Genomic DNA, 14,089 nt, shown 5'->3' with positions numbered 1-14,089 from the left:
CACTATACCGATATCGGTATTGAGGCCAATCAAGAAGCCTGTAAACGCTACTCCCTGCCCCGCACCGGCAACGGAGAACCGGCACCAGCATTGTCCGCACTGAGCAGTATCACCTCGATTTCCTCGGTAATCTCCTCCTGGCGCAGCTGGTTGCCGCGCCGGCGCAGCGCTTCCAGTTTGTCGTCCAGGAACCGCACGGCACCTTCCAGGTGCTGCATGCGCCGCTGGTTTTCCGCCATCAGCGAGACATAGAGCATTTCGTGCAGGGCGGCGAACAGATACTGTTCCACCAGTGCCAGCAGGAAGTCTGCCGGGGACAGATTGAGTTGTGGTGGGTAGTGAAAGTCGCCCGCGGGGGCCGGCAGTTGGGTGAACGGCGGTAGCAGGTCACGGCTCAGCACCGTGTCGCGTTCGGGTTCGTGGTTGAGCGCGCGCAGGCTCATGGTGCCCTCGCGTTGCTGCAGCGTGTCGAGCGGCTGTAGCAGGCGCTGCAGGGTGTCCTCCACCTCATCGCTGACGGCGGCACCCTCTACGGCCGCAAGCAGTTGCGGGTGATCAGCGAGCCGTGCGCACAGCTTGCTGCCACAGGCGATAATACCCACCTCCCCTGCGGGCTCGGCGCGCAGCTGCTGTGTCAATTCATCGATCAGCGTCTCATTGAAATTGCCGCAGAAGCCGCGTTCAGAGCCCAGCAGCAGGAACACCCTCCTCGATGGCGCCGCTACGCCTTCGGCATAGAGCGTCTCCGGGTAGAAGGACAGGAAGTCGGCCGCGGCCTCTTCCACCGTGCGCACCACGCGGCGCTGGCTATCCAGGAATCGCCCTACGCGGTGTGTTTCCATAAATGCCAAGGATTTCATCGACGAGACGATTTCACGCGCTTCCCCCAGTTTCTCGCGGTGGTATTCCAGCGCGCGGCGGCGGCTCACTGCGGGACTTCCGCCATTTGGGCGAGCCAACCGCGCACCGCGGCCTGCCAGCGCTGGCGCCCGTCATCCAGAGTCAAATCGGAGTCGGCCTGTTCGGCGCGCAGCTGTGCCAGCACTTTGGGCACCGACCGGGGGGCCAGCGCATCGAGCAGTCCGTCATTGAACGCGATCATCCACGCGAGCTGGAACTCGATTGGCAGCGGCACCAGCCGTTCCTGTTTGAATAATTCACGCAATACCCGGCCGCGGCGGATGGCCCGTTCCATGGCCGCCTCCAGTTTGGCGCCGAAACGGGTAAACATTTCCAGTTCGAGGAACTGCAGGTAATCCAGCTTCATACGCCCCGCTTCGCGCTTGATCGCGGCGTGCTGGGCGCGGCCGCCGATGCGCGACACCGACTTGCCGATGTCGATGGCGGGGCGAAAGCCGCCGGCGAACAGTTCCCGGTCCAGGTACACCTGGCCATCGGTAATGGAAATCAGGTTGGTGGGAATATAGGCCGCGATCTCGCCCTGCTGGGTCTCAACGATCGGCAGCGCGGTCATGCTGCCGCCGCCCGCTTCCGCACGCAGGCAGGTGGCGCGCTCGAGCAGGCGCGCGTGCACCGAGAAGATGTCGCCGGGATAGGCCTCGCGGCCCGGCGGGCGGCGCAGCAGCAGCGACAGCTCGCGATAGGTCTTGGCGTGGGTGGAGAGATCGTCGTAGATCACCAGCGTGTGCTGCCCGCCCCGCATCCAGTGCTCGGCGAGGGCACAGCCGGTAAAGGGTGCCAGGTGCTGCAGGCCGGGCAGCGCGCTGGCTTCGGCCACGACCACCGTGGTGTATTCCAATGCGTCGTAGTCGCGCAGCAGGTCGATGGTGTCCACTACCGCGGAGCGCTTCTGCCCGATCAGCACGTAGATACAGTAAACCCCCTGCCCGCGCTGGTTGATCACCGTATCCAGCGCCAGCGAGCTGCGCCCCAGCCCCTCGTCGCCGATCAGCAACTGGCGCTGGCCACGACCTACCGGAATCAGCGTGTCCAGCACCTTGCTGCCGGTGTACAGCGGCTGGTTGACGAAGTCGCGCTCGACAATGCCCGGCGAGCCGCTCTCCAGGGGGCGCCAGTCGCTGCATTCGGGGGCCGCGCCGCCATCGAGGGGATTGCCCAGTGGATCGATGACCCGCCCCAGCAGCGCATCGCCGACCCCAATGGCCAGCGCGCGTTCATGCAGCCGCGCCGCGGTGCCGGCGGTGAGCTCCGCGGTTTCCAGCAGCAGCACCACCCCCACCAGTGTACCGGTAAGGTCGAACACCTGGCCGCGGCTGCCGTCGTCGAAGACCACCACATCGTCCATTGCCGCGGTGGGCAGGCCGCTGACCCAGGCGATGCCGTCGCCCACGGAAACCAGCCTGCCCTGCTCGCGCAGGCGCAATTGCGGGCGATAGTGCCGCAGCCAGCGGGCACGGCGCGCGAGGCCGCTGCTCTCACCGCCACGCTCGCCGTTAGTGTCGCGGTTGCTGTCGCCATTGTTGTTGCTGTCGGCCTCGCCCTTGTTCACGGGGACGCACGCTCGGCAGTGAGCGGCGCCGCCTGCGCGAAACCGCGCAGCTCCGCGCTGATGTTGCAGTCAAGCACCCAGGCGCCGATGCCGATGCGCAGCCCCGCCACCAGATCCGGATCCTCGACAAAGTGGCATTGCAGCGGTTGTGGGGTCAGCTCCTGCAGCGCCTCGGTCAATTCACTGCGCTGCGCCTGTGGCAGCGGAAAGGCACTGGCCACCTCCACGGCGCCGGGACTTTCGGCCAGCTCCGCGCGCAGTGCAGCCAGTTGTTCGTCGGGGAGATCCGCCAGCGCCTCGACCAGCAGCGCCTGCAGGCGCCCTTCGAGCTCCGGCCCGGCACCCTGCTGCAGCAGCCGCGCGGCGAACTCACCGCCCTGCTCCAGCGCGCGCCGCTCCAGTTGCTGCACCCGCTCGCGCTCGTGGCGCTCGGCCACTGCCTGCGCCCGCTGGCGCTGCTGCTGCAGCTGGCCGTCCAGTTCCTGCTCGCGCTGGCTGCGTTCGGCCCGCAAGGCCTCCTGCAGTGCGGTGCGCGCCTGCCGCTGTTCCTGCTCCCATTCCTGCAGGCGCCCCTCGTAACGCTGCTGCAGCTGCTGCGCTTCCTGTTGCATTTTTTCTGCGGCGGCCACGCGCTGCTCGATGCCCTGCTGGCGGCGCGCAATCACCTGCTGCACCGGCTTGTAAAAAAAGCGTTTCAGCAGCCATACCAGGACCAGGAAATTGACGATTTCCAGCAGGAAGGTCGACCAGTTCAGTTCCACCGCCGCACTCCTCCGTTCAGCCGCCGGGCTTCAGCAGGTATTCCAGCAGCGGATTGCGGAACAGGATGATCAGCGCGATGACCAGCACGTAGATGGCCAGCGATTCGATCATCGCCAGGCCGATAAACAGCGTGCGCATGATCGAGCGTTCCGCTTCCGGCTGGCGCGCCAGCGCTTCCAGCGCACTGCTGATGGCGCGGCCCATGGCCAGGGCCGGCCCGAGCACGCCGATGCCGATGGCCAGCGCCGCCACCACGGTCGACCCCAGGGAAAACCAACTTATGTCATGCATCGTGTCTGCACTCCCGCTTCATTCTTCCCCACGCCCATTGCCGCGCTCCTCCTCTCGCTCCCGCTGTTGCTGGCGCAGCTGCTGCGACTGCAGGCCACCGGCAATATAGATCAGCGCCAGCATGCCGAAGATATAGGCCTGCACCAGCGCCTCGATCACATGCAGCATCAGTATAGGAACCGGGGCGAGGAAGCCGGCCACCAGCAGGACCAGCAGCGCGGTCATTTCCAGGCTCATGATGTTGCCGAACAGGCGCACCGCCAGCGCCACGGTGCGGGTAATTTCACTCATCAGGTGAAACGGCAACAGCAGCGGGCTGGGCACCAGATAGTGGCGCAGGTAGCTTTTCAGGCCCTGGTTGCGGATACCGAACCAGTGCGTGGACAGAAACACCAGGATCGCCAGCGCCGCGGTGGCGGACAGATCGCGCGTGGGCGAGTGCACGCCCGGTATCAGCCCGCTCAGGTTGGCCACCACCAGGAACACCCACAGGCTGGCGATAAACGGCAGCAGCAGTTTCACGTGGTCCGGCGCCACTGCGCGCACCGCGTCTTCCATCGCCAACACGGCGCCTTCGGCCAGCGTCTGCACACGCCCCGGCTGTTTCACCCGCAGGCGCCGCGCCAGCAACCAGGCGGCAAGCACCAGCAACGCGATAATGGCCCAGGTGGTCACCACCGTGACGGTAATCTGCAGCGGCCCCAGGTGAAACAGCACCACGGGGACAATTGCGCTCTGGTCCACGGCTCACTCCCGGATCAGCAGATAGACATTGATGGCACCGACCACCACGCCGATAAAAATCAGGCTCAGGGTCCAGCGGGTGGAATAGCCGGCCAGCAGGCTGTCGAGCCAGTGGCCGAGATAGGCGCCGGCCACTACCGGCAACACAAATACCAGCCCCAGGGTGCCGAGGTAGATCGTCTGCGCGATCAGCGTCGGGCGCTCTTTCTCCGCGCGCTTCATGCGTTTTGCCTGGCGCTCGACCCGCTCGCGCAGTTCGCGCTCGCGATCTTTCATTGCATTCTCCCGAATCGCCTCAGCGGCGCGCCGCGCCTTCGCGGCTGACATCCCAGAGGCGGTGCAACACGGCTTCCTCCATACGCCGCAGGCTTTCCTTCATGTCGTGCAGCTGTGTTTCCTCGGCCAGCAACTGCTGTTGCAACAGCGCGGAAATCCGCTCGTAATCGCGATCCAGCAGGAAGCGGCGGCAACAGATCTGCAGGCGGTTGTCGACAAAATAGAGCAGCCCGCCGGGCACCGCCAGGTACTGCCAGTCTTCCCCCACGCAGCGGAAGCGCGCCAGGCCGAACAGCAGCGAGGTCATACTGCGCGCGTGCCCGGGCAGCAGGCCGAAACTGCCGGAGGTATCTTCACCGACAAAAGACACCACACCGTCGATGTTCTGCTGTGCGCTGGCGGACAGCAGTTCCAGCGCAATGGTGTTCACGACACCGTTCACGATGCCGTCTCCTCCTGCATACTGCCGCGCATATAGCAGGCCTCCTCCGCCAGTTCGTCGTAATCGCCGCGCAAAAAGGCCTCGCAATCTGCCAGGGTCTGCGCCAACGGCACCGACACACCGGCGATACCGGTGTGGGAGGCGGTGGCGGTAAACGGCTGGGTCAGGTAGCGCTGCAACTTGCGCGCGCGCATGACGATGCGCCGATCCTCCGCGGACAGCTCCTCGATCCCCAGCATAGCGATAATGTCTTCCAGCTCGCGGTAGCGCGCCAGGTGTTCGCGCACACCTTCGGCCACATCGTAGTGACGGTCGCCGAGCGTGTGTCGATCCATCAGGCGGCTGGAGGATTGCAGCGGTTCCACCGCCGGATAGATGCCCTTGCCCGCCTGGGCGCGCGACAGCACCACCGACGAATCCAGGTGACTGAGAATGGCGTCCACCGCCGGGTCGGTCATGTCATCCGCCGGCACATACACCGCCTGCACCGAGGTGATGGCGCCGGCGCGGGTGGAGAGAATGCGCTCCTGCATTTCCGCCACTTCAGAAATGAGCGTTGGCTGGTAGCCGACCGTCGCCGGCATGCGCCCGAGCAGGCTGGAGATCTCGCTGCCGGCCTGCACGAAGCGGAAAATGTTGTCCATCACGAACAGCACTTCGCGGTGCAGCGTATCGCGCAGGTATTCGGCGTAGGTGAGCGCAGACAGGCCCACGCGAAAACGCACCCCGGGCGACTCGTCCATCTGGCCGAAGGCCATCAGCGTCTGCTCCATCACCCCGGCCTCGCGCATTTCGTGCCAGAGCTCGTGGCCCTCGCGGATGCGCTCGCCGACGCCGGCAAACACCGACACGCCGCGGTGCAGTGCGGCCATGGCGTGCATGAATTCCATCACCAGCACCGTTTTGCCGACCCCGGCGCCGCCGAACAGGCCGGTCTTGCCGCCCTTGACGAATGGGCACAGCAGGTCGATGACCTTGATGCCGGTCTGCAGTATGTCCCCGGTGCCGACAGTATCCGCCAGCGCCGCCGGCGGCGTGTGAATATTGCGGTATTCCGCCGCCCGCAGCGGCGGCTCGCCATCCAGCGGCGCGCCAAAAATATTCAGCATGCGGCCGAGACACTCCGGTGCCACCGGCACATGCAGCGGTGCGCCGGTGTCGAATACCGGCATGCCGCGGCGCAGGCCGGCGGTGCGGTGCAGGGTAATGGCGCGCACATGCTGGCGGTCCAGGTGCTGGTGTACTTCGAACAGGTAGGTATCGCTATCGATGGAGGCCGACAGCGCGCGGCGCAGCGGCGGTAACCTGGTACAGCGGATCACCACCACCGGGCCGTGCACTTCGACGATGGCGCCGAGCGGCGCGGCGCCGTCGGCATCGCTACCGGGCGCGGGCGTTTTGGTCCCAACCGGCTCTGCCACTATGCCTCCCCGCTCTCGCCGCCCGCGTCCACAATCCGCTAGCGCAGCACGCGCTCCAGCAGGTCGAGGCAGCGGCAGGTGTAGCCGTACTCGTTGTCGTACCACACCTGGATCTTGGCCAGGTTGCCCTGCACGCGGGTGGACAGGCCGTGCACGATACAGGAGTGCGGGTTGCCGATGATGTCGGATGACACCAGCTCCTCGTCGCTGTATTCGAGCACACCGCGCAGTTCGCCCTGCGCCGCCGCCTTGAGCGCGTGATTGATGTCATCGGCGCTGGCCGATCTCTTCAGCTCCACGCAGATATCCGTCAGCGAGCCGTCCGCCACCGGCACGCGCACTGCCAGCGCACTGATGCGGTCGCGCAGTTGCGGCATCACCTTCACCACTGCGGCGTCGGCGCCGGTGGCGGTGGGAATGAGATTGATCGCCGCGGCGCGCCCGCGGATCGGCTTGCCCGCCGGCTGATCAACGACACTCTGGCTGGCGGTGTAGGCGTGCACGGTGGTGACCTGGGCCTGCTCGACGCCGAAGACGTCGTCCAGGACTTTCAGCGGCGGCGCGAGGGAATTGGTGGTACAGGAGGCATTGGACACCACCTGGTGTTTGCCCGCCTGGTAGTCGGCCTCGTTGACGCCGAGCACCAGGGTCACATCCGCATCCGCCGACGGCGCACTGATCAGCACACTGCTGGCGCCGGCCTGCAGGTGCTGGGCGGCATCGGCGCGGCGGGTGAAGCGGCCGCTGCAATCGAGCACCGTGTCCACCTGCAGGTCGCGCCACGGCAACTGCGCCGGGTCCCGCTCCGCCGACAGCGGCAGCGACAGGCCATCCACCTGCAGCCGCCCCTGGGCCACCGTCACCGGGCGCCCCAGCCTGCCGTGCACCGAGTCGTACTTGAGCAGGTAAATCAGGTTGTCGACATCCATGGGCTCGTTGGCGGCCACCAGTTCGAAGTTTTTGTAGCCGCCATCGAGGTAGCGGCGCAGCGCCAGGCGGCCGATACGGCCGAGGCCGTTGATTGCAACGCGTTTCATCTGTATCCATCGGGCTGGGATTTGATCCCTACAGCATAGGAAGGCGGCGCCGGCGCGTGGCGATATCAGGTGCTCGCAGCCGTCATTCTGCCCATTGGCCACGCGCCGCATGCGGGCCGCAGCCGTGGCCACGCAGTCGCCCCCGCGTTTGTCCGCAACCGCCGCATGCTGTATAACCGTACAGCTCCCCGACCCTGCAAATCACCGCAAACCGCGCAGTACCCATGGCCGACCCGATAGAACTGGCACCCGATTACTATTTGTCCAACTTCCGTGCGCTGGTGGACTTTGTCGCCGACCGCTACGCCGCACTGCTGTCGGACGGCGAGCACCAGTTCCAGCAAACCTTCGACACCCTGGATATCGACAGCCAGCGCCTGTATGTACGGCTGCTGTCGCGCAAGGGCGTGCCCTCCTCTGCTGGCGCACTGTTTCGCCTGCACAAGCTGCACTATGCCGAAATCGCGGACCTGCCGCAGGCCGCCGAACGGCTGGTAGCCGCCGGGTTGTTGCAGCGCAATCCAGCCCTGGCGCTGGAACAACTGCTGCCGCTGTTCACCAAGGCGGAACTGCTCGCCGCGAGCCCGGCGCCACTGGCGAAAACCCTGAAGCGCCCGGATGTGGAGCAGGCGCTGCTGCAACAGCCGCCGCAAACCGCTGCGCTGCTCGGCGCGGACACGATCCTCGCGGTGCAGGCCGCCGAGCATTTCGATACCTTCAAGCTGTGCTTCTTCGGCAACCTGAACCAGGACCTGACCGATTATGTGCTGCGCGACCTGGGCCTCTACCGCTACGAGCGCTATCCGCTCGACGCACAGCACCTGCCGTTCACCAGCCGCGCACAGATTGAGCGCCACCTGCGCTACTACGACTGCCTGGCGCAGCTGGACGACGCGCTGGAGACCGGCGCCGACGCGATCCTGGCGCTGGCCGCACAACTGCCTGACGATTTAGAAGGTATTGAGGGCGACGCGGCACTGGCGCGACGCCTCGACCGCCTGCGCCTGACCCTGGCGCGCCAACTGGAGCGGCTGGACGCACTGGACGCGGCCGAACAGCTGTACCGGCACTGCAGCCGCCCGCCGGCACGGGAGCGCCGCGCGCGTATCGCGATCAAGCGCGGCGATGTCGACCGCGGCCTGGAGCTGTGCCGGGAAATCCTCGCCGCGCCGCTGTGCGAGGCCGAACAGCTGTTTGCCGAGAGCTTCGGCCACCGCAGCGCCAAGCGCACCGTACACGCACATACCTGGCCGGCGCCGGCGCGCTACCGGCCGCCCACCGAAACCGCCGTGCTGCCGCAGCTGGCGGAACGGGTGGAATTGCTCGCCGCCGCCCACCTGCAAACGGAGGCGAGCACCGCACAGTGTTTTTATGTGGAAAACACGCTGATCAACGGTGTGCTCGGGCTCTATATCTGGGACATCCTGTTCGCCCCGGTGCCCGGCGCCTTCTTCAATCCGTTCCAGATCGCCCCCAGCGATTTCCGCAGCGCCGATTTTTACCCGCAGCGCCGCGCCGCCTTCGAACAGCGCCTGGCGGAACTGGATAGCGCGCAGCTGGCGCAGCGCGTGTGGCAGCACTACGACGACAAATTCGGTATCGCCAATCCGCTGGTGGCCTGGGAGGCGCTGCCGGTCGAGCTGCTGCAACTGGCGTTGCAGCGTATCCCCATCGAACACTGGCAGGCGCTGTTCCGCCGCCTGCTCGGCGATATCACCGAGCACCGCAGCGGGCTGCCGGACCTGATCCTGTTTCCGGCCGAGGGCGGCTATGAACTGGTGGAGATCAAGGGCCCCGGCGACCGCCTGCAGCAGAACCAGCAGCGCTGGCTGGCCTACTTTGCCCGCCACCAGATTCCACACCGCGTGCTGCACGTGGAGTGGCAGCAGCCGTGACAGCTGACACCGTCCACGAACCCGCCACCGCCGCGACAGGCGACGAAGGGAGCGCGCCGCTGCAGCTGTCGGTCGGCGAACTGGTGGCCTTCGCCTGCCGCAGCGGCGATCTGATCGGCGAGCGCGTTGCCGGCCCTACCGCGCAGGAAGGTATCCGCGCGCACCAGAAACTGCAGAAAAAACTGCCGCCCGGCAGCGAGGCCGAATACCGGCTGCAGGTAGCCTGCGATTGCGACGGACAGGAAGTGATCCTCAGTGGCCGCGTGGATATTCTGCACCCCAGCGTCGACCTGCACCGCCCGGCGCAACTGGACGAGATCAAGACCACCTACTGCCCGCCGGACAAGTTGCCGGAACCGGTGCGCGCACTGCACTGGGCGCAGCTGAAAATTTACGGTTTCTGCTATGGCCTGCAACAGGGCCTGCAACAGGGCCTGCAGCAACAGAGCGACGCTGACGAACGCCTGGCGCTGCAGATGCTGTGGCACAACCTGAAAGAGAAAAAAACCTATCCGGAACTGCGCGAGTACCGCTGGGCGGAACTGCAGGACTTTGCCCGCACTGCGCTCGCGGATTATGTGCAGTGGCATCGGCGCTGGCAGCAGCACCGCGATCGGGTGCACGCCTCTGCGCGCGCCCTCGCCTTTCCGTTTGCCGACTACCGCCCCGGCCAGCGCCCGCTGGCGGTCGCCGCCTACCGCTGCCTGCGCGACGGCGGCGCACTGGTCGCCGAAGCCCCCACCGGCATCGGCAAGACCGTCAGCACCCTGTTCCCGGCGATCAAGGCGCTGGGCGAAGAGGACATTGAGCAGCTGGTCTACCTGACCGCAAAGAATTCCGGCCGCAGCGTCGTGCGCGAAACTGCCGCGCGTCTGCACAATGCGGGGCTGACACTGTCGCTGCTGGAAATCCGCGCGCGCGACAAAACCTGCGCCTGCAGTCTGGGCCTGTGCAGCCGCGACGAAGACGGCATCTGCCCGCGCACGCGCGGTTTCTTCGACCGGCTGCCCGAGGCGCGGCAACAGCTGCTGGGCGAACCGCTGCTGACTCAGGATACGATCGACCGCGTAGCGGACCGCTGGCAGCTGTGCCCGTTCGAGCTGTCGCTGCAGATGCTGCCGTGGGTGGACCTGGTGGTGTGCGATTTCAATTATGTGTTTGATCCGCTGGTGCGCATGCAGACGCTGCAGGACCAGAGCCGGCGGCGCGCACTGCTGGTGGACGAGGCGCACAATCTCAACGACCGCGCGCGGGATATGTACAGCGCGGTACTGCAACGCAACGACAGCCGCCGCGCCGCGGCCGCCTGCAAGGGAACCCACCCCACCTTGCGCCGGCGTATCCAGGCGCTGGTGCGGGCGCTGGATCAGTGGGTGGAGCAGCGCCGGCAAGACGCGCCGGCCGCGGGCGAAACCGCCACCTGGGTAACGCCGCTGGCCGAGGCGGAAGGCCAGCCGCTGGCCGTCACCCGCGCCGCGCACAAGGTGGCGATGGAAGTGAGCCAGCTGTGGGAGCAATCCAATGCGCCGCCGGAGGCCATCGACGACTGGCTGAAAACCGTCTACCGCTACCTGTGTATCGACGAGCTGCGCGGCAATGCGCACCGCTGCCTGACCCGCGAACAAATCGGCAGCAAGGGCTGGCGCGAGCAGCAGCTCAAACTACTGTGCCTGAATGCCGCCGACTATCTGCAGCAGAGTTACCAGCAGTTCCACGCCACGCTGCTGTTTTCCGCCACGCTGCGCCCGGCCGCCTATATCTACCAGCAGCTGGGGCTGCCGTCACAGGCGCCCTACCTGCAGCTGCCCTCGCCGTTCGACCCCGAGCAGCTGGGCGTTTTCCTGTGCCCGGCAATCGACACCCGCTACCGCGCGCGGCAACAGGCCACCGACGCACTGGTGGACCTGATTGCGCGGGTCTATCACAGCCGCCCGGGCAACTATCTGGTGTTCTTCCCCGCGTACCGCTTCCTGCAGCAGGTGGCGGAGCGCTTTGCCGAGCGCTTTCCGCAGCTGGATCTGGTGCAGCAGACGCCCGGCTCCGACGAGCGCGAACGGGCCGCGTTTCTCGAGCGCTTCAGCACCGGTAGCCGGAGCCTGGGCTTTGCGATTATGGGCGGCGTGTTCGGCGAGGGTGTGGACTATGTGGGCGAGCGCTTGATCGGTACCATCGTCGTGGGGGTGGGCCTGCCGCAGGTAAACGAGGAGCAGGAACTGCTGCGCCACGCCGCCGACGCGGACAACGGACAAGCCGGCAACGGCTTCGATATCGCCTACCGCTACCCGGGCCTGACCCGGGTACTGCAGACCGCCGGGCGCGTGATCCGCACCGAGACCGATCGCGGCGTAGTGATCCTGGCCGACGGCCGCTTCGCCGATCCCTTTTACCGCAACCTGTATCCGCAGCACTGGCAGATTCAGACCTGCAGCAGCGGCGCGGCGCTGTCGGCACAACTGGAACACTTCTGGCTGTCCGGGAAAGGACAAGCGCGAGAACAGAAGCAAGAACAAGGGCAACAACAGGGGGACGAACAATAGGATGGCCGCTTCACGACAGTTTTATCGCCGCGGCCCGGTGCACCGGGATCAGCAGCCAATCAGCTTTGTCGACGTACGCAGAGCCTTCGGGTTCAAGTCCATCCCCATCGGCCGCTGGGTGACCCAACAGGAGCGCGACCGCGCCGCCGGCCTGTTTTACGATGCGCTGGCCGACCTGATGGCGATTCTGCGGGGCCCGGAGATCCTGATCTCCCTGCGCGAAACCCTGTCGTTCCAGTACGGCACCGGCGGGCGCCCGGGCATCATGGCCCATTACGAGCCCGCCAGCCGCACCTTCTCCCTGGCCAAAAACGCCGGCCCCGGCTCCATCGCCCACGAATGGTTCCACGCGCTGGATCACTACCTGGCCGACAAGGCATTCAGCGATGTGTCCGGTGGCATCTACGCCTCCGAAGCCTGGCTGCGCGACGCCCCCCCGGTGCCCCACCCCCTCAACGACCGCCTGTTCGCCTGCTTCCGCGCGATCATGCTCGACGAGAGCGGCGAAAACCCCAGCGAACTGTTCCGCATCTCCAGCACCGCCGACAAAGCCAACGGCTGCCTCTACTACAGCGACCCTGCCGAACTCAGCGCCCGCGCCTTCGAGGCATTTGTGCAGGATGCCAGCATCAGCAACAACTTCCTCGTCGCCGGCACCAAGGCCACCGACGAGGCACGGATGGGGCTCTACCCGAATGGAGAACACCGACAGCGGATTAATGCAGCGTTTGCGGAGTATTTTTCTTGTCTGGGTGGGGCTTTGCGGGCAAATCTGGCGCGCTCGGATTAGCGGCAATACCGAGCGAACGGCACTATTGGGATATGGGATAGTGGTCGTAGCGACAGTCTTTGGCAAATAGCACCAACGAACCAAATTAGCTGTGCGCTTGACCGTATGGGCGATTGGGGACATTCTGAGGCTTTATTTCGCCTTGAATATGGCTCAAGGAGGGATGTCGGTCGTGAAGACCGCGATATAACTTTTATGGTGGCTTGGCAAAAATCAGAAAGTTAGTGCCTGGAAGGGTTTACGTGCTTTTTTAAGCTCCATTTTGATGGCATAGCACAAGGTTTTAGTTAAGCAGCTTCGTTCTGGGGGATCGCGACGGCAAGTTCAAACCAGTATTGAGGGTAAGCAGTAAGAAAATTCAGCGGTGCGGGAATCTCGGTATTCTTCCGCTTCCTAAATAGGCGGTGGTCCTTCGCTGCGCTACGGGCAAAGTGCCAGTAGTGAATCCAGAGCGGCGGCAGCCATAGCTAGACCAGGCAGCACGCTCCGGCGCTGCACGCCTCCGCAGAACGGCCTACGCTGGCAACATTAGCACTCAATCGAGTATGGAGATAATGATTTGAGAAAGCCAAGATTATTTATAGCTTCATCTGTTGAGAGCTTATCGATTGCTGAGGCTGTCAATGTAAATTTGGATCACGAATTTGAAGTCACGCTATGGAAAAATGGTACATTCAAGCTTTCATCATCAGCTATTGATGATCTTGTAGAGAAGTCATCGTTTGTAGATTTTTCACTCTTCATTTTCGCGCCAGACGATATAGCCACGATAAGAAGTAGAAGTGAACATGTTGTAAGAGATAACGTGATTTTTGAAATGGGTTTATTTGTTGGAGCAATTGGAAAGTCTCGCTCATTCATATTGAAGCCTCGCGATATAGAAATGCATCTTCCAACTGATTTACTAGGGGTAACTCCTGCTGATTACGATGCCAATCGTTCAGACGGGGATTTGGTATCAGCAACTAATCGTGCTTGTTCATTAATAAAAGCGGAGGTTGAACGGTTGGGTCTAATAGATCATGAAAACCTCTCGGAATCAAAAAAAATTATCGCCAACCCATCTAACTACGAGCTTAAAGAGCAAGACTATAAATTTCTCGCAGCTTGCCTACAAAGCCATACTGCGGACCCCCTGGGTCTTCCGTTTCATAGAATTGCATATAGCTTTCGCGGATCAAGTGAAGCAACCTTGCAAATATCCCTAATAAAACTTGAAAGAATGGGTTACTTAAATAAGACCATAGAAACCGATCACCAGGATGGCTATGATTTTTTTGCTTATTCAATTACTGAAATGGGAATCGATGCGCTGCTGCATAATGAGAATATTCTCCTACCAAAAGCGCCAGAATTTACGCAAGACTTCCCAAGTGATGTGCCATTTTAGTGCCAACAAAGCGCAGCAAAGGAACGGCGTTGGG

General features: G+C 64.0%; 13 protein-coding genes. 4 read left to right on the top strand and 9 right to left on the bottom strand.

The genetic code is table 11. The features are described from left to right. Positions 1-47 precede the first annotated feature (47 nt). The 9 genes from ABDK11_RS09495 to gap all read right to left on the bottom strand — a co-directional run bounded on the left by ABDK11_RS09495 (position 48) and on the right by gap (position 7,443). A complete protein-coding gene (locus ABDK11_RS09495; protein ID WP_346840048.1) occupies positions 48-929 on the bottom strand; it encodes a FoF1 ATP synthase subunit gamma in 882 nt (293 codons plus the stop codon). Then, a complete protein-coding gene (locus ABDK11_RS09490; protein ID WP_346840047.1) occupies positions 926-2,470 on the bottom strand; it encodes a F0F1 ATP synthase subunit alpha in 1,545 nt (514 codons plus the stop codon). Before ABDK11_RS09490 ends, ABDK11_RS09495 begins: the two co-directional genes overlap by 4 nt. Next, positions 2,467-3,231 carry a F0F1 ATP synthase subunit delta gene (locus ABDK11_RS09485; protein ID WP_346840046.1) on the bottom strand — a complete coding sequence of 255 codons (765 nt, stop codon included), beginning with the start codon at positions 3,229-3,231 and terminating at the stop codon, positions 2,467-2,469. The genes ABDK11_RS09490 and ABDK11_RS09485 overlap by 4 nt, the downstream gene beginning before the upstream one ends. A 16-nt stretch (positions 3,232-3,247) precedes the next feature. After that, positions 3,248-3,523 (bottom strand): ATP synthase F0 subunit C, encoded by a 276-nt coding sequence (gene atpE, locus ABDK11_RS09480; RefSeq protein WP_346840045.1) that lies wholly within the window; start codon positions 3,521-3,523, stop codon positions 3,248-3,250. Between the two features lie 18 nt (positions 3,524-3,541). Further along, positions 3,542-4,267, bottom strand: coding sequence for a F0F1 ATP synthase subunit A (locus ABDK11_RS09475; RefSeq protein WP_346840044.1), 726 nt, complete (start codon positions 4,265-4,267; stop codon positions 3,542-3,544). A 3-nt stretch (positions 4,268-4,270) separates the two neighbouring features. After that, positions 4,271-4,543, bottom strand: coding sequence for an AtpZ/AtpI family protein (locus tag ABDK11_RS09470; RefSeq protein WP_346840043.1), 273 nt, complete (start codon positions 4,541-4,543; stop codon positions 4,271-4,273). 19 nt (positions 4,544-4,562) lie between these two features. Next, positions 4,563-4,985 (bottom strand): F0F1 ATP synthase subunit epsilon, encoded by a 423-nt coding sequence (locus ABDK11_RS09465; protein WP_346840042.1) that lies wholly within the window; start codon positions 4,983-4,985, stop codon positions 4,563-4,565. Next, the gene (atpD, locus tag ABDK11_RS09460) at positions 4,982-6,334 is read right to left on the bottom strand and encodes a F0F1 ATP synthase subunit beta (protein WP_346840192.1); all 1,353 of its coding nucleotides are present in this window, start codon (positions 6,332-6,334) and stop codon (positions 4,982-4,984) included. Before atpD ends, ABDK11_RS09465 begins: the two co-directional genes overlap by 4 nt. 110 nt (positions 6,335-6,444) lie before the next feature. Then, complete coding sequence (gap, locus tag ABDK11_RS09455) at positions 6,445-7,443, bottom strand: type I glyceraldehyde-3-phosphate dehydrogenase (protein ID WP_346840041.1); 999 nt, start codon at positions 7,441-7,443, stop codon at positions 6,445-6,447. Between the two features lie 224 nt (positions 7,444-7,667). Here gap and ABDK11_RS09450 point away from each other — a divergent pair, with 224 nt between their 5' ends. From ABDK11_RS09450 to ABDK11_RS09435, 4 genes are all read left to right on the top strand, one after another. Next, positions 7,668-9,338, top strand: coding sequence for a VRR-NUC domain-containing protein (locus tag ABDK11_RS09450; protein WP_346840040.1), 1,671 nt, complete (start codon positions 7,668-7,670; stop codon positions 9,336-9,338). Further along, complete coding sequence (locus tag ABDK11_RS09445) at positions 9,335-11,875, top strand: ATP-dependent DNA helicase (protein WP_346840039.1); 2,541 nt, start codon at positions 9,335-9,337, stop codon at positions 11,873-11,875. The genes ABDK11_RS09450 and ABDK11_RS09445 overlap by 4 nt, the downstream gene beginning before the upstream one ends. Position 11,876: 1 nt before the next feature. Further along, positions 11,877-12,665: a CLCA_X family protein gene (locus tag ABDK11_RS09440; protein ID WP_346840038.1), complete on the top strand. Its 789-nt coding sequence runs from the start codon at positions 11,877-11,879 to the stop codon at positions 12,663-12,665. A gap of 559 nt (positions 12,666-13,224) precedes the next feature. After that, entirely contained in the window at positions 13,225-14,055 is an 831-nt protein-coding gene (locus ABDK11_RS09435) for a nucleotide-binding protein (protein ID WP_346840037.1), read from the top strand. Positions 14,056-14,089: the final 34 nt, after the last annotated feature.

Source organism: Microbulbifer sp. SAOS-129_SWC, from assembly GCF_039696035.1.
In the GTDB taxonomy this organism is placed as follows: Bacteria; Pseudomonadota; Gammaproteobacteria; order Pseudomonadales; family Cellvibrionaceae; genus Microbulbifer.
The sequence above is the reverse complement of the archived record's forward strand: the minus strand, read 5'-3'. Positions and strand labels throughout refer to the sequence as shown.

What these genes read in the sequence shown, in the direction of transcription:
- atpE (WP_346840045.1), bottom strand. Translation starts at nt 3,523, where the DNA reads ATGCATGACATAAGTTGGTTTTCCCTGGGGTCGACCGTGGTGGCGGCG.
- ABDK11_RS09440 (WP_346840038.1), top strand. Translation starts at nt 11,877, where the DNA reads ATGGCCGCTTCACGACAGTTTTATCGCCGCGGCCCGGTGCACCGGGAT.
- gap (WP_346840041.1), bottom strand. Translation starts at nt 7,443, where the DNA reads ATGAAACGCGTTGCAATCAACGGCCTCGGCCGTATCGGCCGCCTGGCG.
- ABDK11_RS09450 (WP_346840040.1), top strand. Translation starts at nt 7,668, where the DNA reads ATGGCCGACCCGATAGAACTGGCACCCGATTACTATTTGTCCAACTTC.
- ABDK11_RS09470 (WP_346840043.1), bottom strand. Translation starts at nt 4,543, where the DNA reads ATGAAAGATCGCGAGCGCGAACTGCGCGAGCGGGTCGAGCGCCAGGCA.